Below are 18,400 nucleotides of genomic sequence, written 5' to 3'. Positions count from 1 at the left end.
GCCTTTACGGGGGTCAGCCGCAGCCGCCGCCACCGCAGCAGCCCCCGCCCCCGCCGCCCATGGGCCGGGAGGGCGCGGGGGCACTGCTGGTCCCGCCGACGGCGACGGCGGAGAGCAGCTTGACGGTGTCGGCGTGCCCGGCCGGGCAGTCGGCGGGCGCGGACGACTCGGCCATGGGCCGGCTGACCTCAAAGGTGTCGTCGCAGGTCCGGCAGCGGTATTCGTAACGAGGCATGCGGACCAGGCTACGCAGTGGACCCCCGGTCCGGAAGCGCTGCCGCGGCGTGGCCGCCGCTACGGGTGCGCGTGCCCGGCGACGTGTGCCCGCCGCTCCCGGTCGGCCTGCTGGGGGTGGCGGGCGCGCCAGTACGGGTTGTCGTGCGGCAGGGCGCTGCCGACCCGCCCGTACATCCCGAACCACATCAGCATCACGCCGACGACGAAGCTGAACAGCACGTTCTGGATGTGGAAGGCCAGGAAGTTGAAACCGGTGTCCAGCAGGGCGAGGTTGACGAACCCGCTCAGGATGAACGCGATGCCGAGCACGATGTTCAGGGTGGAGGCGAAGGTTCCGCCGATCACCATCCCGGTGAACAGCAGCCCCCCGATACAGATCGACAGGACGCTCAGCGCGCCGTTGGTGTTCAGGGCGAGCACCGTGTCCCCGCCGGTGTCGAAGAACCCGATCCGGTCGATGAGCCCCAGGATCCCGAAGGCGACCAGCAGCAGCCCGGTCAGGCCGGCGCCGGCCCGGTAGACCTTGCTGAGCTTGTGATCGGCGGGCAGGTGCTCGTCGAGGCGGGCGTTGACGGGGTGCAGGACGCGTTGCAGCATCCCGTGGGTGGGCTTGGGTGGCGGGGGCCCGTAAGGCTCGTGGGCCATGTAGGGCGCGTAGTGCTCGTGCGGCTCGTGGCAGCCGTAGAGCGCATGGGGCGCGTAGGTCTCGTGCGCGTGCGGTACGGGGGCCGCTTGTCGCACCCGGGTGGCGCGGGGTGCGCGGGGCGTACGGGTCCTGTGGAAAACGTGGGCAGCCATCCCGCCCTCCTCTGGTCCGTTCCCGGAACCTCCAGCATCCGCCGATGCCCACCCGGGGACAACTCCGCGCCTCAGCCGGCGGTGGCGCGACCGTCCCGTATGTCCGCGACCACCCGGCCCACCGCCGCCCGGACCCCTTCCATCTCCTGGAGGAAGTGCCAGTAGTCGGGGTGCCGCCCCTCCAGCCCTGCCAGCGCCCGGTCCACCCGGGCCACCGAATCGTCCAGCGGCCGCGCGTGCCGCGGATCGGGCACGCTGCGGCCCGCCATCGCCAGCCGCTGCGCGTCGCGGATCGCGAACCGGGTCCTGTCCACCTCTGCCTGCGGGTTCCGCGCCACCTCCTCCAGCCGCGTCAGCCGGTCCTGCGCCGCCGACACCGCCTCGTCGGTCGCCTCCAGGGCGCCCCGTACGGCGTCGATCAGCACCCCTACGTCGGCCCAGCGCTGCTCGTCCCGGGCCTGGGCGGCCTCGTGCAGCCTGTCCTCCGCGTGCGCGATGTCCCGTACCGCCTGGTCGGGGACGTGCTGGAGGTCCTGCCAGCACGCCGCGCTGAACCGCCGGCGCAGCTCGCTGAGCACCGGATCCACCCGGTCCGCCCGGTTGCGCAGCGCCTGCGCCCGGGTCCGCAGGCTCACCAGCCGCCGGTCGACCTCCGCCGCCCGCTCCGGCAGCCGGGCCGCCTCGGCCCGTACGCCTTCTGCGTCCCGCAGGATCCGGTCGGCGCGCTGCACCGTCTCCTGCACCCCGTGCCGGCCCGCGCCCTCGTTCAGCTTGGTCAGCTCCGGCCCCAGCGCGGCCAGCCGCGCCGCCAGGTCATCGGCCCGCATCCCCTTGGCCCGTACGGCGTCCAGCGCGTCACTGGCCGCCAGCAGCGCCGCCTTCGCCCGCTCCCGGGCCGGCGCGACCCGTGCCAGCTGCGTCTCGGCCTTGTCCAGCAGCGGCTGGATCCCCTGCGCGAACCGGTCCAGCTCCCCCTTGACCCGCACCAGCTCGTCGCGCGCCCGCGTCAGCTGCTCCCGGGCCCGGGCCGCCACGGAACCCTCCAGCTCGGGCCGGTCCAGGTCGTGCGCGTCGACGGCCTCGATGTACACGTGGCTGACCTGGTCGATCCGCTGCCCCAGCGCCGCGAACCCCTCGCCCGCCTGCCGCGCCGCGGGCGACCCGTCGGCGGCGGCGATGGTCTCGATCGAGATCCGCAGATCCCGCTGCGCGGTGTCCAGCTCGTAGAACGCCGCGGCGGCGGCATCCTTCGCCGCCTGGGCATCCGCCCGCCGACTCTCGTCCCGCCCACCGAACCAACGCCGGGATGCCGTCGTCACAATCCCTCTCCCGTGCCGCGTCCGCCTTGCCCCGGACCATTCTCTCCCACTGGAACGGGTTTGCGTGGGGGGTGTGCCCGCCATGTAGGCTGTCCACTCATCCACGGGTGCGTAGCTCAGGGGTAGAGCGCTGCTCTTACAAAGCAGATGTCGGCGGTTCGAAACCGTCCGCGCCCACCAATGCAAAGGCCTCCCGCCGATCAGGGCGGGGGGCCTTTGGCGGCTAAAAGTGACGGCAGTTGCCTAGTCGGCCGGACGCCGTCGGCGCAGCAGCCGGTCCAGGTGTCCGACAGCCTCGCGCTGCGTGTCCTGTACGACGTGCGTGTACACGTTCCTAGTGACGACGACCTGCGAGTGCCCGACAATCTCCATCACCACTCGAGGCGGCACGCCAGCGGCGGTCAGGAGAGTGGCGGACCCATGCCGGGCATTGTGCAGCCGGACCACCCGGACCACCCGGACCACCCGGACCACCCGGAGCCCTGCGTCCTTGGCCACTTGGGTGAAGGACCGGTACACGTTCCGCGGTTCGATGGGCCGGCCGGTCCGAGCGGTGAACACAAATCGGTGTCCCCTCCCACTTCTCCCCGGCGGCCTTCCACATGGCTGCCTGCCGGATTTGCTACCACCGCAGGGGAGCGACACAGAGCCCGAGCAGGGGCAGGGGCAGGGTCTATCGGCGCCGCCGCCCCTGAGGTCGTGTTCGTAGGCCTCGCCGCGAACGTGCTGCCGCTGACTGCGCACCCGGCTCTCCTGCTTCTTGCGGGCGGCGGCGAGGAAGTCGAGGGTCGCGTCCAACTCCCACGGCGACAGCTCCCGTAACTGCACCTTGAACGGTTCGACGAGTGAGACGACGTTCCGGCTGACGAGTTCCTTCTGGCAGGCGGCGGCGATGGCGGTCCTCAGCACCCGATGCGACTCCTTGGCCGTTGCCGCGCTGTTCTGCTGCTGCAGCTGCACCAGGGCCCGCCGCACGTCGGCGACGCTCAAGGACTCCAACTGCTTCGTACCGAGCAACGGCACCAGGTAGAGACGGACATGGGTCTCATTTGGCGTAGGTCGTGCGCTTCCGGTGCGGTTGGACGATGTCTCCAGCCAGTACGGCAGCCATTCGGCGAGCCTGGCCGAACGAGTGGGCACGGGTACGCCCTTGCCCACCTTGGCGAGCAGCTCGCGGCGCTTGGCGTCGCACTCGGCTCAAGTTCTGGCATAGGCGCATTTCCGGGCCCGTGTGCCGCCGGGATGGAGCACGTAAACGGCAGCCACGTAGCGGCCGTCCTTGCGCTTGGTGATAGCACCTGCACCGTTTGGGTTGCGCTTGCGCTGGGTGGCCATCAGGCAGGCTCCTCGATCTCGTGGCCGAGGAAGTCCCGAACGGCGTCAGCGGGAATGCGGCGGGGGCGGCTGATGCTGCTGGGCACAAGGCGCCGCACCTGGTCAGGCCGTAGACGGTCGAACGTCCGAAGCTTGAGCCGCTCCACGACCTCGGCACGGTCAGCAGTTCGGCGGTGGCGGAGGTCATGACGCGGCTCTCTCCAGGGCGAGTTGGTCGTACATGGTTTCTCTGGCCCTTTGGCGGTTGAGGTGGATGTCGCGGGCGATAGTGGCGGCGAGGACGGATTTCGCCAGGGGAGTGGCCGTGGCCGGCGTACTGCCAGGCGGCAAGGATGTCCGGCTCGATGTCGGCGAGGCCGCGGGCTTCGCGTTCCTGGGCGGTGCGGTAGTCGGCGCGGGTCTGACGGAGGGCGCTGAGGGTGGTGGAGTGTGTGACTAAGGGCTTGATGGGGCCCGGCCCGGTCCGTCGGCTGACTATCAGGACTGATGCCTCCGGCGGGGACGCTAAGGCTCCGGGATGACAGGGGCCAGTCGTGCGGCTGCCGGTCGGTTCGTGACAGCGGGTAGGCCTGCGGCGGAGCCGTCTCTCTCGGCAAGAGAGGGGTTTCCTACCGTCACGAATTTGCACTCAACTCTAAGTCCAACTCTCCATGGCTTGCGAAATGATGATATCCCTTTCGCTCTCATCCGGGATGGTGTTCATCAACCCTACGTCGTGGCTTATGGTGTCGTCACCCAAGCAGCAGGAAGGCTTCTCTGTCTCGATTCTCCACATTGGGACGGACGTCAGCTGGTCGTAGGCTTGAACGCGTTCGGCAATCAATGGATCGCTTGAAATCGAGTCGGGTAGCTTTACCTCAGGGTGCAACATGGCCTTCTCGAACACCTTGGATTCCGCCAGAGTTGCGCCACTCAAGTCTCCAGCAATGAATATTGCGCCGTCCAGATTGGCTCCTTCAAAGTCGCATTCGGGATACTCTGTGCCGGCCACCTGGGCGAGCGAGAGTGTTGCACATCTGAAGATCGCCCTCTGTATGGTCGAATTGATAAATAGGGCGAAGCGGAGATCGGCGGAGTCGAACTTAACTCCCAGGACTGTGGAGCCGACCCGCCGTGATGCCCATAAATCGGCCCCCGAGAGGTCGACTGTGGTGAGATTGACTTCTCCGAAGCTAGCCCCTCGAAGAATGGCGCAGTTGAAGTTTACGTCGATGCCCCGACACCCATCGAGGAAGCATCCGTCCATCAATGACTCCACGAAGTGGGCGCCGTCAAGGCGTGTCTCTCGGAGGGTCACCCTGTGCATGTGGGATGCCGAAAAGTCGGCCCCTCTTAGGTCCGAACCCGTGAAGTCGGCCCCCACCAGGTAGCCGCCCGAGAGATCTACGCCGCGCAAGTCGACATGGCGGAGGTCAATGCGATTCTTCTCGGGTCGAATTGGTCGCCGCCCAAGTACGGTCAGGGCAGCCTGAATGGCTCTGCTTGGCCTAGCATTGCTATAGGACTCCAAAGAACTGGAGCCTTTGGGATTCTTGGACGGAATTCGCACGGGGGCGTGTTCGCGGACGAACGATGCTAGGACTTCCACCACAGTCGAGTGATCTTTCTCGGAGTCCTTCATGATTCTCTCTAGTGCGTAAACCCCTCCAAGTCGCCTCATGGAGTCCTTCTCGGCCAAAAGCTTAATCGCTTCGATGTAGCGATCGGTCACCTGGCCTTCTCGCGTTAGTTCGGCTTGCTCTCGGTCTCTCTCCCTGGTGTGCCGCAGTGTGCCATGGGTGTAGAAAAGCCCGAGTCCGGCAACAAGGGCGGCGCCAAGGGCAACTAGCCCGGTTCGTACTCCCGTGATGATGACTCCATCGGCTGGTTGGAGGTTCCCGTTACGCAAGTGAGAGCCGTCGAGCCACCACGGTAGACGCCAAAAGAGAAGGGCAAATAAAGCCACCCCGAATGGGGCGGCAAGTCCAAGGGAAATCTTCCTTTTGGTGCTTGGTTTCATGAACGGCAGTGTGCCTGAGCTGTGGAGGGTTACGAGTGCGGACTTGCAATCTCAGAGCTTTACCTGAGCTTGGGTGGACGCCAGCGAGAGGCAGTCGTGGAACCACCACAAGGACAACTTGAGTGGCGAGTCCCGCGTGATCCCTGCCTTTGCGCGTGGACGTCCGGACTCGCTTGGGTACCTCTGCACCCCTGACCTGCTCAAATGTCTGAGACTCACAGCGCTCCCAGAAGCCGTGTGCGGGCTGCGCGCCTGTCCGCCCTGCCTGCGCCTTCCCTGCGGCCTTCCTTGGCGAGACCATCCCGAGGTCAGACCGTCGACGATGCTGGAAGTAGGTGGGGGCGGATGACTCAGCCCAGGTGTGGGGCGCGGACGGCCAAGGGGCGGCCGTGTACGAAGCCCGCGATCATGAACGGCTCCCGGTGCCAGTTACACCAGGGCGGCTGGTCGAGCTACGGAGTGGCGCAGCAGAAGAAGAAGGAAGCTCAGGCCAAGATGCGGAAGCTTCGGAAGAAGAAGTGAGCTGGTGGGTGGTCTGCCTCTGACATCCATGGGTGACATCAACAGGTTGACACCGACAGTGCCGGGCGGTTGCGGAGAGGTGTTGCGGCCTGGTCTGAATGGATGATGGGTGGGGGCCGGGGGAGCTTACAAAGCAGATGTCGGCGGTTCGAAACCGTCCGCGCCCACCAGCAGGAAGACCCCCGACCGGGAGCGGTCGGGGGTCTTCCGCGTTCGCGGCCGACGGGTCAGCTGGCTTCCCAGACGTTCCGGACCACGTAGACCTTCTTGTCGGCTTCCCAGGGCTGGTTGACGACGTAGACCTTCTTGTCGGCTTCCCAGGGCTGGTTGACGACGTAGACCTTCTCGTCCGCCTCCCAGACCTGGTTGACGATGCGGACCTTCTCGTCCGCTTCCCAGACCTGGTTGACGATAAGCACCTTCGGCACGGCCCACTCCCCCTACTGGCGGTTTTTGATCAACTGGCAGCGTACAGAGGGTGCTTGTGCCGACGGGCTGCACGTGTCGGGGCGCTATGCCGGGCGGGCGGGGCGTGGGATCGTCGGGGGATGGGCGGGTGGTTGGCGTGGGGCGGGGTGGTCGGGGCGGTGGCCGCGGCCTCGGTGGCGCTGGTCATGTTCCAGCGGGCGGTGAGCGGTGGGTTCGAGCGGAGGCGGGCCGAGGAGCGGGCCCGGCTGCTCGCACCGGTCGTGGAGCCCACCTCGGGCGCCGAGTTCCCGCGCGCGGTGAAGGCGCCGAAGTTCGACGACGTGGGGGCGATCCGGCACTCCCCGGAGCAGCCGGCCCAGCTCGGTGACCGGCGCGACGACTTCACGCCCCTGCTCGTCGAGTACTACGCCTACGGGCTCACGCAGGCCCGCAGCAGCTTCCTGACCAGCCAGTTCTTCGCGGCGGTCGGGACGACGATCCTGCTGGTGGGCGTGGGGCTGGCCGTGTGGAAGGCCGAGGCGGGCGGGGAGCTGTACCTGGGCATCGTGACGAGCTCCGTGGGGCTGGTCACGGCCCTGATCGGCCAGCTCTTCCACCGGCGGGCCGACATCGCCCTCAAGCACATGGCCGACCAGACCGCCTCGCTGCGCGACGACCGGCGGGGCGCCGAATCCACCCAGCAGGCCATCGGGCTGCTGGACGAGGTCGCGGACCCGGAACTGCGCGGGCGGCTGCAGGCCGCGCTGATCCTGCGGCTTTCCGGGGCCGAGCTGCCGCGCTAGCGCGATAGTGGAGGTATGTGCCGCTCCATTAAGACCCTGCGCCCGCCCGCCATCCCCGAGAAGGCCACCGAGGAGGAGATCCGCGCCGCCGCCCTCCAGTACGTACGGAAGGTGTCCGGATTCCGGGCCCCCGCCGAGCACAACCGCGAGGTGTTCGAGGAGGCCGTGGAAGCCGTCGCCGAGGCCACCCGGCTGCTCCTCGACGGGATGGTCGTACGGGGACGGGCCGCCGCCGCCACCGTGTGACGGCCGGCCCCTGGCCCTGCCCCTGCGTACCGCTGGCCCGGGGGTCCGTCAGGCGGACGAGCGGCGTCGCATGACCCACACCCCGGCGCCGAGCGCGCCCGCGACGAGGGTGCCGCCGACGGCGATCTGACCCGGGCTCATCGAGTCGATGCTGCCGCCGGTGCCGCCGCGGGCCGCGCCCGGCGTGACCTGGAGCGAGACGGTGACGGACTCGCCGCCCGGGCCGTCGCACTCGAAGGTCACGCGGTGGGCGCCGGGACTGGCGTTGGGGAAGACGGTGGCGCTGGCGAAGAGGCTGGTGCCCTGCGGACTGCCGGGGGTGAGCCGTACGTCGCCGAAGGCGCTGGAGGAGGCCCGGGCGACTCGGGTGCGGCAGCCGACGATGTTGAGGCCGACCCGGCCGCCGGGGGCGACGGTGCTCGGGGAGACGGTGGCGGAGGGGCGGGCGTACGCGAGGGTGGCGGGAGTGGCGGCCGCGACGACCAGGGTCGCGGCGGCGACGGCCAGCAGGCGGCGCGTTGCGGGGGCGGGTTTGGCGGGCATGGAGAGAACTCCTCGGGCTCCTCGAAACGGCGCGGCCAGGGCACGGATGTGACGCGGATTCGGTTGCGCACCGTGCTGTGACGCTAGGAGCCCGGGACGTGGGCGGCGATCGGGGCCGGGTGAACGGGTGAGGCACTGCTCCGGCCGGCCGAGCCGATTCCCTCCCGGGGGGTGGTGGGGGGCGGGGCGGGCCTCGGCCCGTGGATTCCCGCCCGGTGCCCGGGGGCGTGCTCCGGGCACCGGGCTGTGCCCGGGCCCCTGGGGCTCCGCCCCAGACCCCGCGCCTCAAACGCCGGCGAGGCTGGATATGGCGAAGGCGTAGGCGTAGGCGCAGGCGCCCGGCGGGGCTGGAGGTGCCTCGAGCGGTGGAGGTTACGTTGCCGGGGTGGGGGTTGGGGGGCGGCGGAGGACGAAGGCGGCCAGGGCGCCGGCGGCGAAGAGGGCCACGACGGAGAGGGCCGTGGCGAGCCACTGGGTGCCGAGCCACTGGGTGCCGAAGTAGCCGAGGGCCACGCTGTAGCCGGCCCAGGCCATGCCCGCCAGTACCGACCAGGGCAGGAACTCCGCGGCCCTGCGGTGGGTCTTGCCCGCGCCCAGGGAGACCACCGAGCGGCCCGCCGGGGCGAAGCGGGCGATCACGACCAGGGCGCCGCCGCCGCGGGCCAGAGCCGTGCCGAGGCGGTCGTGGGCCCGGGTCAGCCGGCGGGAGCGGGCGATGGCCCGGTCCAGCCGGGCCCCGCCGCGCCGGGCCAGCCGGAACGCGGCCATGTCACCCAGTACCGAAGCGGTCGTGGCGATCACGAGCAGGGCCAGGATGTCCGGCACCTGCGCGGGCACCGGCACGGGACCGGCCGCCCCGGCGGCCGCTGCGGCCGCCGCGGCGGTGATCACCAGGACCCCGCTCGGCAGCACCGGGAGGAACACGTCGAGCACGACGGACACCGCCACCACGGCGTAGATCCATGGGCTCGCGGTCAGCGACCCCAGAGTCTCAAACAAGGCGGGACTCCCCAGTCCGGTTCACGTGCTGCGGCATGAAGCGCCGCGGCGTCGCGGGGGAGCGGCTGGAGCGGCTTGACAGCCATACAGCGTACGCCCGGCGCCCGCGCCCCGGACCCCCGGGGCGGAACCGGGCGGTTTTCGGGCGGGTTACTCCGGGGGCGTGAGGACGCGGTCCAGAGTCGTCGTCAGGCGGGCCGTTTTGCCCCTTCTGCGGGCCTGGTCCAGTTGGAGGCGGGCCGAGCGGTTCGTGAGGGTCAGGGTCATCAACTGGTTGCCGAACCAGGGGCCGCCCGTACGGTGCCAGGTCACCGGCGGTCGGCCCGTGCGGGCGTGCCGGGTGAAGGCGCGGCCCAGCCAGCGGCCCGTGCGGGACCAGCCCAGCCGGAAGCCGAGCTTCACCGCGGTGTGGATGGAGTTGTGCACCGGCGAGCACGTCAGCTGGAACACGCGCGCCGTGCTGGCTATTCGGGGCTCGGCCACATAGGCGTGGTGCACGTCCCCCGACAGCACGCACACCGTCGCCGGTGCCCGCGGGCCCGTCCCCACCTCCTCGATCAGATCGGTCAGCGCCGCGAACGAGGCCGGGAACGCCGCCCAGTGCTCCAGGTCGCTGCGCCGCCGCAGGTCCTCGCCCAGGCGCGCCCACCGCGGCCCCCGCTCCCCGCGGCACAGCGCCGCGTTCCACGTCTCCGCGTCGTGGATCAGCGGCGGCATCAGCCACGGGAGGGAGGACCCGATCAGCAGGTGGTCGTAACCGCCGTGCCCGGCCAGCGCGTTGTCGCGCAGCCACTGCTGCTCCGCCGGGTCGAGCATGGCCCGGCCGTCCTCGGCCAGCACCCGAGCGGCCCGGGTGTCCACCATCAGCAGCCTGGTCCGGCCGAAGTCGCGCCGGTAGCTCCACCGCACCGTGCCCGGATCGGCATCCGCCGCGGCCGCGAAGGCGCGCAGCAGATCGGTGCCGTCCGGGGTCTTGCGTATCGCGCCGTAGAGCCCGTCGGCCGCGAGCTCGGCGGGGGAGAGGTTCCCGAGGTGCTGGTACACCCAGTACGACATCAGCCCGCTGAGCACCCGCTCCTGCCACCACGGCGTCGCCCGCATCTCGGCCAGCCACGCCGCGCTCGTGTTCCAGTCGTCGATGACGTCGTGGTCGTCGAATATCTGCAGGCTCGGCACGGTCGACAGCAGCCAGCGGATCTCCGGGTCGAGCCAGGACTCGTAGTAGAGGCGGGTGTACTCCTCGTAGTCCGCGACCTGGGCTCCGGGCGGCTCCCGCAGATCCCGCCGGGCCGCGAGCCACGCCCGGGTCTCCCGGGACAGCGCGTCCGCGTACACCTGGTCGCCGAGCAGCAGCAGGAGGTCCGGCCGCGCCGCCTGCGGATCGGCGGCCAGCCGCGCCGCGAGGGTGTCGAGGGCGTCCGCGCCGTGCGGCCGGCGGCCGGTGGCGGGCGGCGCGGCCTGCCGGCAGGAGCCGAAGGTGACGCGGAGCCCGGGCGCGGGCCGGCCGTGGCCCGCCACGGCCGGGGTGGTGATCGTGCTCGGCGGGAAGCCGCTGTCGGGCAGCGGCCAGACCCGCACGCCGTCGAGCAGTACTTCGTACGCCGTGGTGGCCCCCGGGGTCAGGCCCGTCACCGGCACCAGCGCGTAGTGGTGACCGGATATCTGGAAGGTGCGCTCGCTGCCGCCCGCCCCGTCGGCGCACCGCACCTCGGCCGTGCACGGGCGGTCCGCCTCGACCCAGATGGTCGCGGCGCCGCCCGTGTCCCAGTCGACATGGCGCAGCAGTGGCCCCAGACGCAATCCGGCCATGCAACTCCCCCTCCTCCGTAGCCCCTTCGATCACGGTACGACGGGGAGGGGGAGCCTCGCCTCCCCCTGGCGGGGGAAAGATCGACCGCCTCGGGCGGCGTCCGTCAGCAGCCGTTGAGGATGCCGACCAGGGCCGTCTTCTCACCCGAGTCCATGCTCAGCGCCCAGTACTGCTTCACCTGGACCCACATCCGCGCGTACGTACAGCGGTAGGCGGTCCGCGGCGGCAGCCACTTGCCGGGGTCGAGGTCGCCCTTGGCCTGGTTGACGTTGTCGGTGACCGCGATGAGCTGCGGGCGGGTGAGGTCGTTGGCGAACTGCTGGCGCTTGGAGGTGGTCCAGGAGTTCGCGCCCGAGCGCCAGGCCTCGGCGAGCGGGACGACGTGGTCGATGTCGAGGTCGGAGGCGGCGGTCCAGGTGGCGCCGTCGTACTCGGAGTACCAGCTGCCGCTCACCGCGGCGCAGGCGGAGTCCTGGACGACGTTCACGCCGTCCCGCTTGAGGACGGTCTCCCGGGTGTTGCAGGCGCCGGAGACGGTGCTCCAGTGCGGGAAGAGGTCACGGCTGTAGCCGCTGGTGGAGCCTTCCGCCTTCGGGGTCACCGTCGCCAGGTAGGAGCGGGCGGCCGCGGCGCTGATGGGGGTGGGAGGGGAGGCCTGGGCGGTCGGGGCGCCGACGAGGGAGGTGAGGGCGGCGAGCGCGGCGGCTGACGCGAGCACACCGATTCGACGCGCGTAGATGCTGGATATGACTGCCATGAGGGGCTCCCTTGATGCGGGGGGAAGGCCGTGCGGCCCGGTGGGCCGCGGCCATGCTGGCGGCGCCGGGTTTCGCGGGGATGGGCGCCAGGTGACAGCGTGGCGACATGTGCACGTCACATCAAGCCGTACAAGACCCTTTGTTTAAACGGAAGTTGGAATTCCGGCCTGGAGGGGAGGGGTGTGGCGATCACCGGGAGGGCGTTCGGGACCAAAGGCCTATTCCGGGCACCCGCCGGCGTCGCGTACCCTGTACGGAGCAGAAGGGGAGTAGCTCTTCGCCGGACCGTCGACATACTGCTGGGTCACCCCAGCCGGCGCCCGGAGGCAGGCCGCGCGAGCGGCCGGCCAGCGAGACCTTCGGCCGCAGTGTCCTGTCCAGGCGTAGGCGCGCTCGTGCGCGCACACGCAAGCCAGGGTGCCGCCGAGCCGAAGCGACCCCTGATACACCCCAGGTCTCTCGGTCCGATGGCGTCCTGCCCGACCGATTGAGGTTTCACCCCCGTGTTCAGCTTCACCGTCACGGCGATCGCCTTCGGCGTCGTCTTCCTCGCCGAACTCCCCGACAAGACGGCCCTCTCCGGCCTGATGCTCGGCACCCGCTACCGCGCCTCGTACGTCTTCGCCGGCGTCGCCGCCGCCTTCGCCGTGCACGTCGCGCTCGCCATCGCCGCGGGCAGCGTGCTGACCCTGCTCCCGCACCGGCTCGTCCAGGCCGTCGTCGGCCTCCTCTTCCTCGCGGGCGCGGCCATGCTGCTCCTGAAGAAGGACGACGGGGACGAGGAGGTCAAGGCGCCCGCCGACCAGTCCTTCTGGAAGGTCTCGGGGGCCGGCTTCATGCTGATCCTCGTGGCGGAGTTCGGCGACCTGACACAGATCATGACCGCCAACCTCGCCGCGCGCTACGACAACCCCCTCTCCGTCGGCGTCGGCGCCGTGCTCGCCCTGTGGGCGGTCGCCGGCATCGGCATCCTGGGCGGGCGCACGCTGATGAAGTACGTACCGCTGCGGCTGATCACCAAGGTCGCGGCCGCGGTGATGGCGGCGCTGGCCGTCTTCTCGCTGTACGAGGCGATCGCGGGCTGACCCGCGAGGGGAGGGGGGAGCCCCCGGGGCGCCGCAGGGGGGATGGGGTGCGGCGCCCCCGGCGGGGAGGATCAGGCCGCGGCGTAGCTCCGCAGCGGGGCGGCCGGCGTCACGGCCGCGGTGGCGGTGACGGTCGCCGTGGCGGTGAAGACGTCCTCGCCGTTCTGCCGGGCGTGGACGCGGACGGGGAGGCGGCCCGCGGCGCTCATGCCCTCGAGCGCCGGGAGCGTCTCGATCATGCAGGGTGCGTCCATCTCCGCGTAGCGGAAGAACCGCATCTCCATGGCGGTCAGGAAGCCCTGCCGGGGGAAGGCGGCGCCGTACGCGGCCTGGCGGACGGCCTCCAGGAGGAGCATGCCGGGAGCGTGGTCGACCGGGTGGTCGAAGAGGATCGGGTGCGTGATGTCGGTCCGCAGCTGGGTGCGGTGGGTGGAGCTGGTCGGGGCGAGGACCACGTCGTGGAAGCGGTCGCGGCCCACGCGACGGGGCGTCAGCGGCGGCGACAGCGGGAGCATCCGGGCGTTCACCCGCTCGATGTCCGCGTAACTCCCGCGCAGGCGCTGGTAGATGGCGGGCGGCTGGTTGGTGAAGGCCGCCTCGGCGTGACCCAGGAAGACGCCGTCCCGCGTGGCCGTGACGTGCATGGTGAGGCCGGCCAGCCGACGGCCGCGGCGCGTGATGTCGGAGCAGCTGACGCGCAGCGTGATGTCGGCGGGCGACGAACCGACGACCATGGCCTCGGGGTTGATCGCGTAGCTGAAGGTGTCCCAGATCTGCCGGTGCCCGAAGGGGACTTCGTACGCGACGTGGCTCAGGAGCGGGATGGCCTGGCGTACGGACTCGGCGAGGAGCAGGGGGTCGTGGCGGCCCGCGACAGGTGTGTAGAAGCTGTGGGTCCGCGGCCACTGGGCGGTGATGACGTACTCGTCGGGCGCGATCTCACGCCACCCTGTGAGCAGGACTTCGGAGTGCGCGCTCTTGTGCACGTACTCACGCGGCAAGGCGCTGCTGAGCGCGAGGATCGGCGGAGTTGCATGTTCGGCTAACACGGTCACGGGTGAGCCCCCCTTGAAACGTCGGACGCGAACTGGTGCTTGAATGGCGCCAGGACTTAAAATAGAGGATGTTCGTTTTTTTTGTCGAGGGGAATGAGGCTCCATGTCAGACCGCAAGCGGCAACGCGCACCCCAGCAGAGGGCAGTGCAGACCAGAGCGGCCATCCTGCGAGCGGCTGCGGAGGTCTTCGACGAGTTCGGCTTCAGCGGGGCCAGCATCAGCAAGATCATGAACCGCGCCGCCGTCACCCAGGGCGGGATGTACTTCCACTTCGGCTCGAAGGAGGAGCTCGCCTACGCCGTCATGGTCGGGCAGGGCGAGGGCCTGGAGTTCCCGGCCGGTGAGGACGGCCTCCAGCACCTGGTGGACATCACCCTCTACCTCGCCGAACAGCTCCAGCACAATCCGGTGCTCCGCGCCGGCGTGCGACTGGCCGTGGAACAGGGCGAGTTCGGCCTGCGCGATGACGTGGCCTACCAGGCCTGGCTGCTGGAGTTCCGCCAGCAGCTGCGCTTCGCCCGTGCCAAGGGCGAACTCCAGCCGGACGTCGACGACCACGAGCTGGCGTGGGTGCTCGTCAGCTCCTTCACCGGGGCCCAGCTCTTCTCGCAGGCCTCCACCGGACGGGCCGACCTGCCGCAGCGGATCGCCTCGCTGTGGCGCTACCTGCTGCCCGCCGTCGCCACCGAAGCGACCCGCAGGGAGATGCGTCTGACGCTGCCTCCGACGAACCCGGAGGCGGACCAGCCGGAACAGGGCCACGAGCAGGAGCTGGAGCGGCCCGCGTGAGCGTGCGCCACGTGGTCGTCACGGGGGCCACGGGCTTCGTCGGCTCGGCGGTGCTGCGCCGATTAGCGGAAGCCGGGCCGGACGTCTCGGTGTGCGCGGTCTCCCGTACGCCCCCACCTGCCGGCGCGGCCACCGCTTCCGGTCCCGGTGTCCGCTGGGCCGACGCGGACCTGGCCGACGCGGATTCGCTGTGCGGGGTGTGCGACGGCGCGGACGTCGTCCTCTCCCTGGCCTCCTACATCGGAGCGGACGAGGCACGGTGCGAAGCGGTCAACGCCACCGGCACCGCGGCCCTCGTGACCGAGGCGCGGCGGGCCGGCGTCGGGCGCATCGTCCAGCTGTCGACCTGCGCGGTCTACGGTCCGGGCCCCCACCGCGGACAGGACGTGGGCGAGCTGACCCCCGCGCCGGTATCGCCGGCCAGCCGCAGCCGGCTGGCGGGAGAACAGCCGGTCCTCGACGCCGGGGGCCTGGTGCTGCGCGCCGGTCTGGTGCTGGGGCGGGGCGACCGGTGGGTCGTACCGGCCCTCGTCGACGCCTTCCGGCGCGTACCGGCGGGGTGGGGCGGGGGCGAGGGGATGGCTTCGTTCGTCGACGTCGACGATCTGGCGCGGCTGATCACGGCGTTCGCGCTCGCCGACGGGACCTCGGCGGCGGCCGGGGCGACGGGCGTCCTGCACGCCCACCACCCCGCGCCGGTGCGCAACGGCGACCTCATGGACGCCCTCGCCGGCCACGGGGTGCTGCCGAGGGGCCCGGCCGAGGACTGGCCGTGGCACAGGTGCCTGGAAGCCTTGGCCGAGCGGCCCGGCTGGGTGAGCGAGCGTCAGTTCACGCTGCTCGCCCGGGACCACTGGTACCGCTCCGACGCGGTGTGGCAGCTCACCGGGATCGAGCCGGGGCCCGGCCCGCTGGCCCGGCTGGGCGAGGCCGCCCAGTGGTACAGGGAGCGGGGTGGGCCGGTGCCCGGGTGACGGCGATGTGCCAAAGCCTCAACGCGATCGAGCCGGTCGGGCCGTTGCGGGAGGCCGGCGGGGTAGCGTCCGGATCCAGCCGGTCATCCCTGAAGGAGCTGAAATGCCCGACCTTTCGAACATCGTCAAGGCGTATGACGTGCGTGGTGTCGTGCCGGACGAGTGGGACGAGTCCCTGGCGGAGCTGTTCGGTGCGGCTTTCGTCGAGGTCGTGGGTGGTTCGGCGATCGTGATCGGGCACGATATGCGTCCGTCGTCTCCGGGCCTGTCGGCCGCGTTCGCCCGTGGTGCCGCGGCGCGTGGGGTGGACGTGACGCTGATCGGGCTGTGTTCCACCGATCAGCTGTATTACGCGTCGGGTTCGCTGGGTCTGCCGGGTGCGATGTTCACGGCGTCGCACAATCCGGCCCGGTACAACGGGATCAAGCTGTGCCGTGCGGGTGCGGCTCCGGTGGGTCAGGACACGGGTCTGTCGCGGATCCGCGAGCTGGTGGAGAAGTGGTCGCAGGAGGGTGCCCCGGCGATCCCGGAGGGCACGACTGCGGGCACGGTCACGGAGCAGGACACCCTCACCGGCTATGCCGCGCACCTGAAGTCGCTGGTGGACCTGTCGGCGATCCGTCCGCTGAAGGTGGTGGTGGACGCGGGCAACGGTATGGGCGGTCACACGGTCCCCACGGTGTTCGAGGGCCTGCCGCTGGATGTGGTGTCGATGTTCTTCGAGCTGGACGGGACGTTCCCGAACCACGAGGCGAACCCGCTGGACCCGAAGAACATCGTGGACCTGCAGGCGCGGGTGATCGCGGAGGGCGCTGATCTGGGGATCGCGTTCGACGGGGACGCGGACCGTTGTTTCATCGTGGACGAGCGGGGTGTGGGTGTGTCCCCGTCGGCGGTCACGGCCCTGGTGGCGGCGCGTGAGCTGGCCCGTAATGGCGGGTCGGGCACGGTGATCCACAATCTGATCACCTCGTGGTCGGTGCCGGAGGTGGTTCGGGAGCACGGCGGCACCCCGGTCCGTACCCGTGTGGGTCATTCCTTCATCAAGGAGGAGATGGCGAAGACGGGTGCGATCTTCGGGGGCGAGCACTCGGCGCACTACTACTTCAAGGACTTCTGGAACGCGGACACGGGCATGCTGGCCGCGCTGCACGTGCTGGCGGCCCTTGGCGGGCAGGACGGCCCGCTGTCCGCGCTGGTGGCCTCCTACGACCGTTACGCGGGGTCGGGGGAGATCAACTCGACGGTCGCGGACCAGGGGGCCCGCCTGGCCGCGGTCAAGGCCGCCTTCGGGGGCCGTGAGGACGTCACGCTGGACGAGCTCGACGGCCTGACCGTGACGGGTGAGGACTGGTGGTTCAACGTCCGCGCCTCCAACACCGAGCCCCTGCTGCGCCTGAACGTGGAGGCCCGGGACGAGGCGACCCTGGCCAAGATCTGCGACGAGGCCCTGACCCTCATCCGCGGATAGCCGTCGTTTCAGGTTAGTTTCAGGCGGACTGCCGGACCTCCATCACCGGATAGCCCTGCCGGCCCTGCCGCTCCCGCAGGGCCGGCAGACCCTTGTACGCGTACGCGGCGGACATCAGGGTCATGTGGTGGTGCCAGCCGGGGAAGGAGCGGCCCTCGAAGTCGAGGAGGCCGAAATCCTCCGCCAGTGAACCCAGCGCGCGGGCGGACGCGGCCGACTGCCGCACCAGGTGGAGCAGGTCGTCCATCCGGTGCTCGGTCATGTTGGTGATCCAGACCGGGCCGCCCCGGTGGCCGGGCCCCGGCCGCCGTTCGCCGAAGAGCCGGTACGTCTGCCGCGTCCCGGGGCTGCCCGTCTCGGCCCCCGGCACCCGGACCAGCCCCGAGTGGATGCGTAGCCTCTGCGGCTGTGCGGAGGGTCCGGCCAGCAGCGCCGTGTACGGATGGCGGGTGTTGCCCACGCGGGCGAAGTCGCCCGCCGTGGTCTCCCTGCCCGGTACCCCGACCGGTTCGCCGCGCCCGGGGGCGAAGCCGGCGGCACTGACCGCGAGTGCCGGCGGGACGGACACCAGGAAGTCGTGGCCCCGACGGCCGAGCATGCCGATGAGCGGGCCGGCACCGGCCAGACGGCTCAGGTCGGCGACCACCGGCGCGTGCACCGAGGAGGTGTGCGCGGCCATCGAGTCGACGAGTTCGAGGACGAGCGCCTCCGGCGTCCGGTGCGCCACCTCGGGCGAGATGCGCGCCCGGCGGCGCAGGACCGGGTCGGCCGCCCACGTCTCGGGCAGCAGCAGCCGCCAGTCGACGGGCAGGCTCATACCGCCCAGGGACAGGAAGAGGCCGAAGCCGAACTGGCAGTTGACGGAGCGGCCGGCGGCCGGGTCGAAGCGCCGGTGCACGCCGACCGAGTGCTCGCCCCGCTTGGGAAAGACGGCCTGCCCGATGGTCCAGGCGTGCACCGGGTGCCGTTCCTCGATCCAGCGGAGCAGCTCGCGGCGGGCCGGATCCCAGTCCCACGGGCTCGCGTTGATGAACTGCTGCAGGGACTGGGAGGCCGTGGGCGACGCGGTCACCGAGGCCGCGAGCCGGCGTACGGACTTCTTGCCCGGGGTCGTCAGCAGCCCCTGGAGGTAGACCCGGGCCCAGCGCCGCTGGTCGGCGCGCGGTAAGTGGCCGAAGAGGCGTTCGGTGAAGTCGTCCAGTGTGGTGTCCATGGCAACCAGGGCTCTGGGCCGTGTGTGTGCCGTCA

18 protein-coding genes, 1 tRNA gene and 2 pseudogenes are annotated in these 18,400 nt (G+C 70.6%); 8 read left to right on the top strand and 13 right to left on the bottom strand.

Features of this window, described 5'->3' with window-relative positions:
* Window positions 1–13: 13 nt before the first annotated feature.
* From ACFTXQ_RS26495 to ACFTXQ_RS26485, 3 genes are all read right to left on the bottom strand, one after another.
* Window positions 14–235, bottom strand: a complete 222-nt coding sequence (locus ACFTXQ_RS26495) for a zinc ribbon domain-containing protein (RefSeq protein ID WP_382644897.1) — start codon at window positions 233–235, stop codon at window positions 14–16.
* A gap of 59 nt (window positions 236–294) precedes the next feature.
* On the bottom strand, window positions 295–1,035 hold the full coding sequence (locus tag ACFTXQ_RS26490; RefSeq protein ID WP_382644895.1) for a DUF4383 domain-containing protein: 741 nt from the start codon (window positions 1,033–1,035) through the stop codon (window positions 295–297).
* Between the two features lie 71 nt (window positions 1,036–1,106).
* On the bottom strand, window positions 1,107–2,354 hold the full coding sequence (locus tag ACFTXQ_RS26485; protein WP_382644894.1) for a hypothetical protein: 1,248 nt from the start codon (window positions 2,352–2,354) through the stop codon (window positions 1,107–1,109).
* Between the two features lie 105 nt (window positions 2,355–2,459).
* Here ACFTXQ_RS26485 and ACFTXQ_RS26480 point away from each other — a divergent pair.
* Window positions 2,460–2,534: transfer RNA gene (locus ACFTXQ_RS26480), tRNA-Val, on the top strand.
* Between the two features lie 63 nt (window positions 2,535–2,597).
* Here the strand turns inward: ACFTXQ_RS26480 and xerC are convergent.
* The 3 genes and pseudogenes from xerC to ACFTXQ_RS26465 all read right to left on the bottom strand — a co-directional run bounded on the left by xerC (window position 2,598) and on the right by ACFTXQ_RS26465 (window position 5,688).
* A pseudogene (gene xerC / locus ACFTXQ_RS26475) lies at window positions 2,598–3,689 on the bottom strand (tyrosine recombinase XerC).
* Between the two features lie 183 nt (window positions 3,690–3,872).
* Window positions 3,873–4,119: pseudogene (locus tag ACFTXQ_RS26470) on the bottom strand (replication initiation protein); the annotation flags it as partial.
* 204 nt (window positions 4,120–4,323) lie between these two features.
* Window positions 4,324–5,688, bottom strand: coding sequence for a pentapeptide repeat-containing protein (locus ACFTXQ_RS26465; RefSeq protein ID WP_382644892.1), 1,365 nt, complete (start codon window positions 5,686–5,688; stop codon window positions 4,324–4,326).
* A 204-nt stretch (window positions 5,689–5,892) separates the two neighbouring features.
* On the opposite strand from ACFTXQ_RS26465, the gene ACFTXQ_RS26460 reads away from it, so the two are divergent.
* Window positions 5,893–6,210, top strand: coding sequence for an HGGxSTG domain-containing protein (locus tag ACFTXQ_RS26460; protein ID WP_382644890.1), 318 nt, complete (start codon window positions 5,893–5,895; stop codon window positions 6,208–6,210).
* 227 nt (window positions 6,211–6,437) lie between these two features.
* Here ACFTXQ_RS26460 and ACFTXQ_RS26455 read toward each other — a convergent pair whose 3' ends face one another.
* A complete protein-coding gene (locus tag ACFTXQ_RS26455) occupies window positions 6,438–6,638 on the bottom strand; it encodes a DUF6150 family protein (RefSeq protein ID WP_382644888.1) in 201 nt (66 codons plus the stop codon).
* 120 nt (window positions 6,639–6,758) lie between these two features.
* On the opposite strand from ACFTXQ_RS26455, the gene ACFTXQ_RS26450 reads away from it, so the two are divergent.
* Window positions 6,759–7,421 (top strand): hypothetical protein, encoded by a 663-nt coding sequence (locus ACFTXQ_RS26450; RefSeq protein ID WP_382644886.1) that lies wholly within the window; start codon window positions 6,759–6,761, stop codon window positions 7,419–7,421.
* 15 nt (window positions 7,422–7,436) lie between these two features.
* Window positions 7,437–7,667: a DUF2277 family protein gene (locus tag ACFTXQ_RS26445; RefSeq protein ID WP_382644884.1), complete on the top strand. Its 231-nt coding sequence runs from the start codon at window positions 7,437–7,439 to the stop codon at window positions 7,665–7,667.
* A gap of 48 nt (window positions 7,668–7,715) precedes the next feature.
* Here the strand turns inward: ACFTXQ_RS26445 and ACFTXQ_RS26440 are convergent, their stop codons facing one another.
* The 4 genes from ACFTXQ_RS26440 to ACFTXQ_RS26425 form a co-directional block, all read right to left on the bottom strand.
* Window positions 7,716–8,210, bottom strand: a complete 495-nt coding sequence (locus ACFTXQ_RS26440) for a hypothetical protein (protein WP_382644882.1) — start codon at window positions 8,208–8,210, stop codon at window positions 7,716–7,718.
* Window positions 8,211–8,582: 372 nt separating this feature from the next.
* A complete protein-coding gene (locus ACFTXQ_RS26435) occupies window positions 8,583–9,209 on the bottom strand; it encodes a DedA family protein (RefSeq protein WP_382644880.1) in 627 nt (208 codons plus the stop codon).
* A 150-nt stretch (window positions 9,210–9,359) separates the two neighbouring features.
* Window positions 9,360–11,018 carry an alkaline phosphatase D family protein gene (locus ACFTXQ_RS26430; protein WP_382644878.1) on the bottom strand — a complete coding sequence of 553 codons (1,659 nt, stop codon included), beginning with the start codon at window positions 11,016–11,018 and terminating at the stop codon, window positions 9,360–9,362.
* Window positions 11,019–11,122: 104 nt separating this feature from the next.
* Complete coding sequence (locus ACFTXQ_RS26425) at window positions 11,123–11,767, bottom strand: HNH endonuclease family protein (protein ID WP_382644940.1); 645 nt, start codon at window positions 11,765–11,767, stop codon at window positions 11,123–11,125.
* Between the two features lie 513 nt (window positions 11,768–12,280).
* On the opposite strand from ACFTXQ_RS26425, the gene ACFTXQ_RS26420 reads away from it, so the two are divergent.
* A complete protein-coding gene (locus ACFTXQ_RS26420; protein ID WP_382644876.1) occupies window positions 12,281–12,862 on the top strand; it encodes a TMEM165/GDT1 family protein in 582 nt (193 codons plus the stop codon).
* Window positions 12,863–12,933: 71 nt separating this feature from the next.
* Here ACFTXQ_RS26420 and ACFTXQ_RS26415 read toward each other — a convergent pair whose 3' ends face one another.
* Window positions 12,934–13,917: a ScbA/BarX family gamma-butyrolactone biosynthesis protein gene (locus ACFTXQ_RS26415; protein WP_382644874.1), complete on the bottom strand. Its 984-nt coding sequence runs from the start codon at window positions 13,915–13,917 to the stop codon at window positions 12,934–12,936.
* Between the two features lie 103 nt (window positions 13,918–14,020).
* Between ACFTXQ_RS26415 and ACFTXQ_RS26410 the strand changes: the two genes are divergently transcribed.
* From ACFTXQ_RS26410 to ACFTXQ_RS26400, 3 genes are all read left to right on the top strand, one after another.
* Window positions 14,021–14,707: a ScbR family autoregulator-binding transcription factor gene (locus ACFTXQ_RS26410; protein ID WP_382644873.1), complete on the top strand. Its 687-nt coding sequence runs from the start codon at window positions 14,021–14,023 to the stop codon at window positions 14,705–14,707.
* On the top strand, window positions 14,704–15,681 hold the full coding sequence (locus tag ACFTXQ_RS26405) for an NAD-dependent epimerase/dehydratase family protein (protein WP_382644871.1): 978 nt from the start codon (window positions 14,704–14,706) through the stop codon (window positions 15,679–15,681). The genes ACFTXQ_RS26410 and ACFTXQ_RS26405 overlap by 4 nt, the downstream gene beginning before the upstream one ends.
* Window positions 15,682–15,784: 103 nt before the next feature.
* Window positions 15,785–17,152, top strand: a complete 1,368-nt coding sequence (locus ACFTXQ_RS26400) for a phosphomannomutase/phosphoglucomutase (protein ID WP_382644869.1) — start codon at window positions 15,785–15,787, stop codon at window positions 17,150–17,152.
* 19 nt (window positions 17,153–17,171) lie between these two features.
* On the opposite strand, the gene ACFTXQ_RS26395 is transcribed toward ACFTXQ_RS26400, so the two are convergent.
* Window positions 17,172–18,365 carry an IS701 family transposase gene (locus tag ACFTXQ_RS26395; RefSeq protein WP_382644867.1) on the bottom strand — a complete coding sequence of 398 codons (1,194 nt, stop codon included), beginning with the start codon at window positions 18,363–18,365 and terminating at the stop codon, window positions 17,172–17,174.
* Window positions 18,366–18,400: the final 35 nt, after the last annotated feature.

It is taken from the genome of Streptomyces sp. NPDC057010, assembly GCF_042673805.1.
Taxonomy (GTDB): domain Bacteria; phylum Actinomycetota; class Actinomycetes; order Streptomycetales; family Streptomycetaceae; genus Streptomyces.
The sequence above is the reverse complement of the archived record's forward strand: the minus strand, read 5'-3'. Positions and strand labels throughout refer to the sequence as shown.

What these genes read in the sequence shown, in the direction of transcription:
- ACFTXQ_RS26490 (WP_382644895.1), bottom strand. Translation starts at nt 1,035, where the DNA reads ATGGCTGCCCACGTTTTCCACAGGACCCGTACGCCCCGCGCACCCCGC.
- ACFTXQ_RS26395 (WP_382644867.1), bottom strand. Translation starts at nt 18,365, where the DNA reads ATGGACACCACACTGGACGACTTCACCGAACGCCTCTTCGGCCACTTA.
- ACFTXQ_RS26465 (WP_382644892.1), bottom strand. Translation starts at nt 5,688, where the DNA reads ATGAAACCAAGCACCAAAAGGAAGATTTCCCTTGGACTTGCCGCCCCA.
- ACFTXQ_RS26495 (WP_382644897.1), bottom strand. Translation starts at nt 235, where the DNA reads ATGCCTCGTTACGAATACCGCTGCCGGACCTGCGACGACACCTTTGAG.
- ACFTXQ_RS26450 (WP_382644886.1), top strand. Translation starts at nt 6,759, where the DNA reads ATGGGCGGGTGGTTGGCGTGGGGCGGGGTGGTCGGGGCGGTGGCCGCG.
- ACFTXQ_RS26440 (WP_382644882.1), bottom strand. Translation starts at nt 8,210, where the DNA reads ATGCCCGCCAAACCCGCCCCCGCAACGCGCCGCCTGCTGGCCGTCGCC.
- ACFTXQ_RS26400 (WP_382644869.1), top strand. Translation starts at nt 15,785, where the DNA reads ATGCCCGACCTTTCGAACATCGTCAAGGCGTATGACGTGCGTGGTGTC.
- ACFTXQ_RS26445 (WP_382644884.1), top strand. Translation starts at nt 7,437, where the DNA reads ATGTGCCGCTCCATTAAGACCCTGCGCCCGCCCGCCATCCCCGAGAAG.
- ACFTXQ_RS26430 (WP_382644878.1), bottom strand. Translation starts at nt 11,018, where the DNA reads ATGGCCGGATTGCGTCTGGGGCCACTGCTGCGCCATGTCGACTGGGAC.
- ACFTXQ_RS26410 (WP_382644873.1), top strand. Translation starts at nt 14,021, where the DNA reads ATGTCAGACCGCAAGCGGCAACGCGCACCCCAGCAGAGGGCAGTGCAG.
- ACFTXQ_RS26460 (WP_382644890.1), top strand. Translation starts at nt 5,893, where the DNA reads ATGTCTGAGACTCACAGCGCTCCCAGAAGCCGTGTGCGGGCTGCGCGC.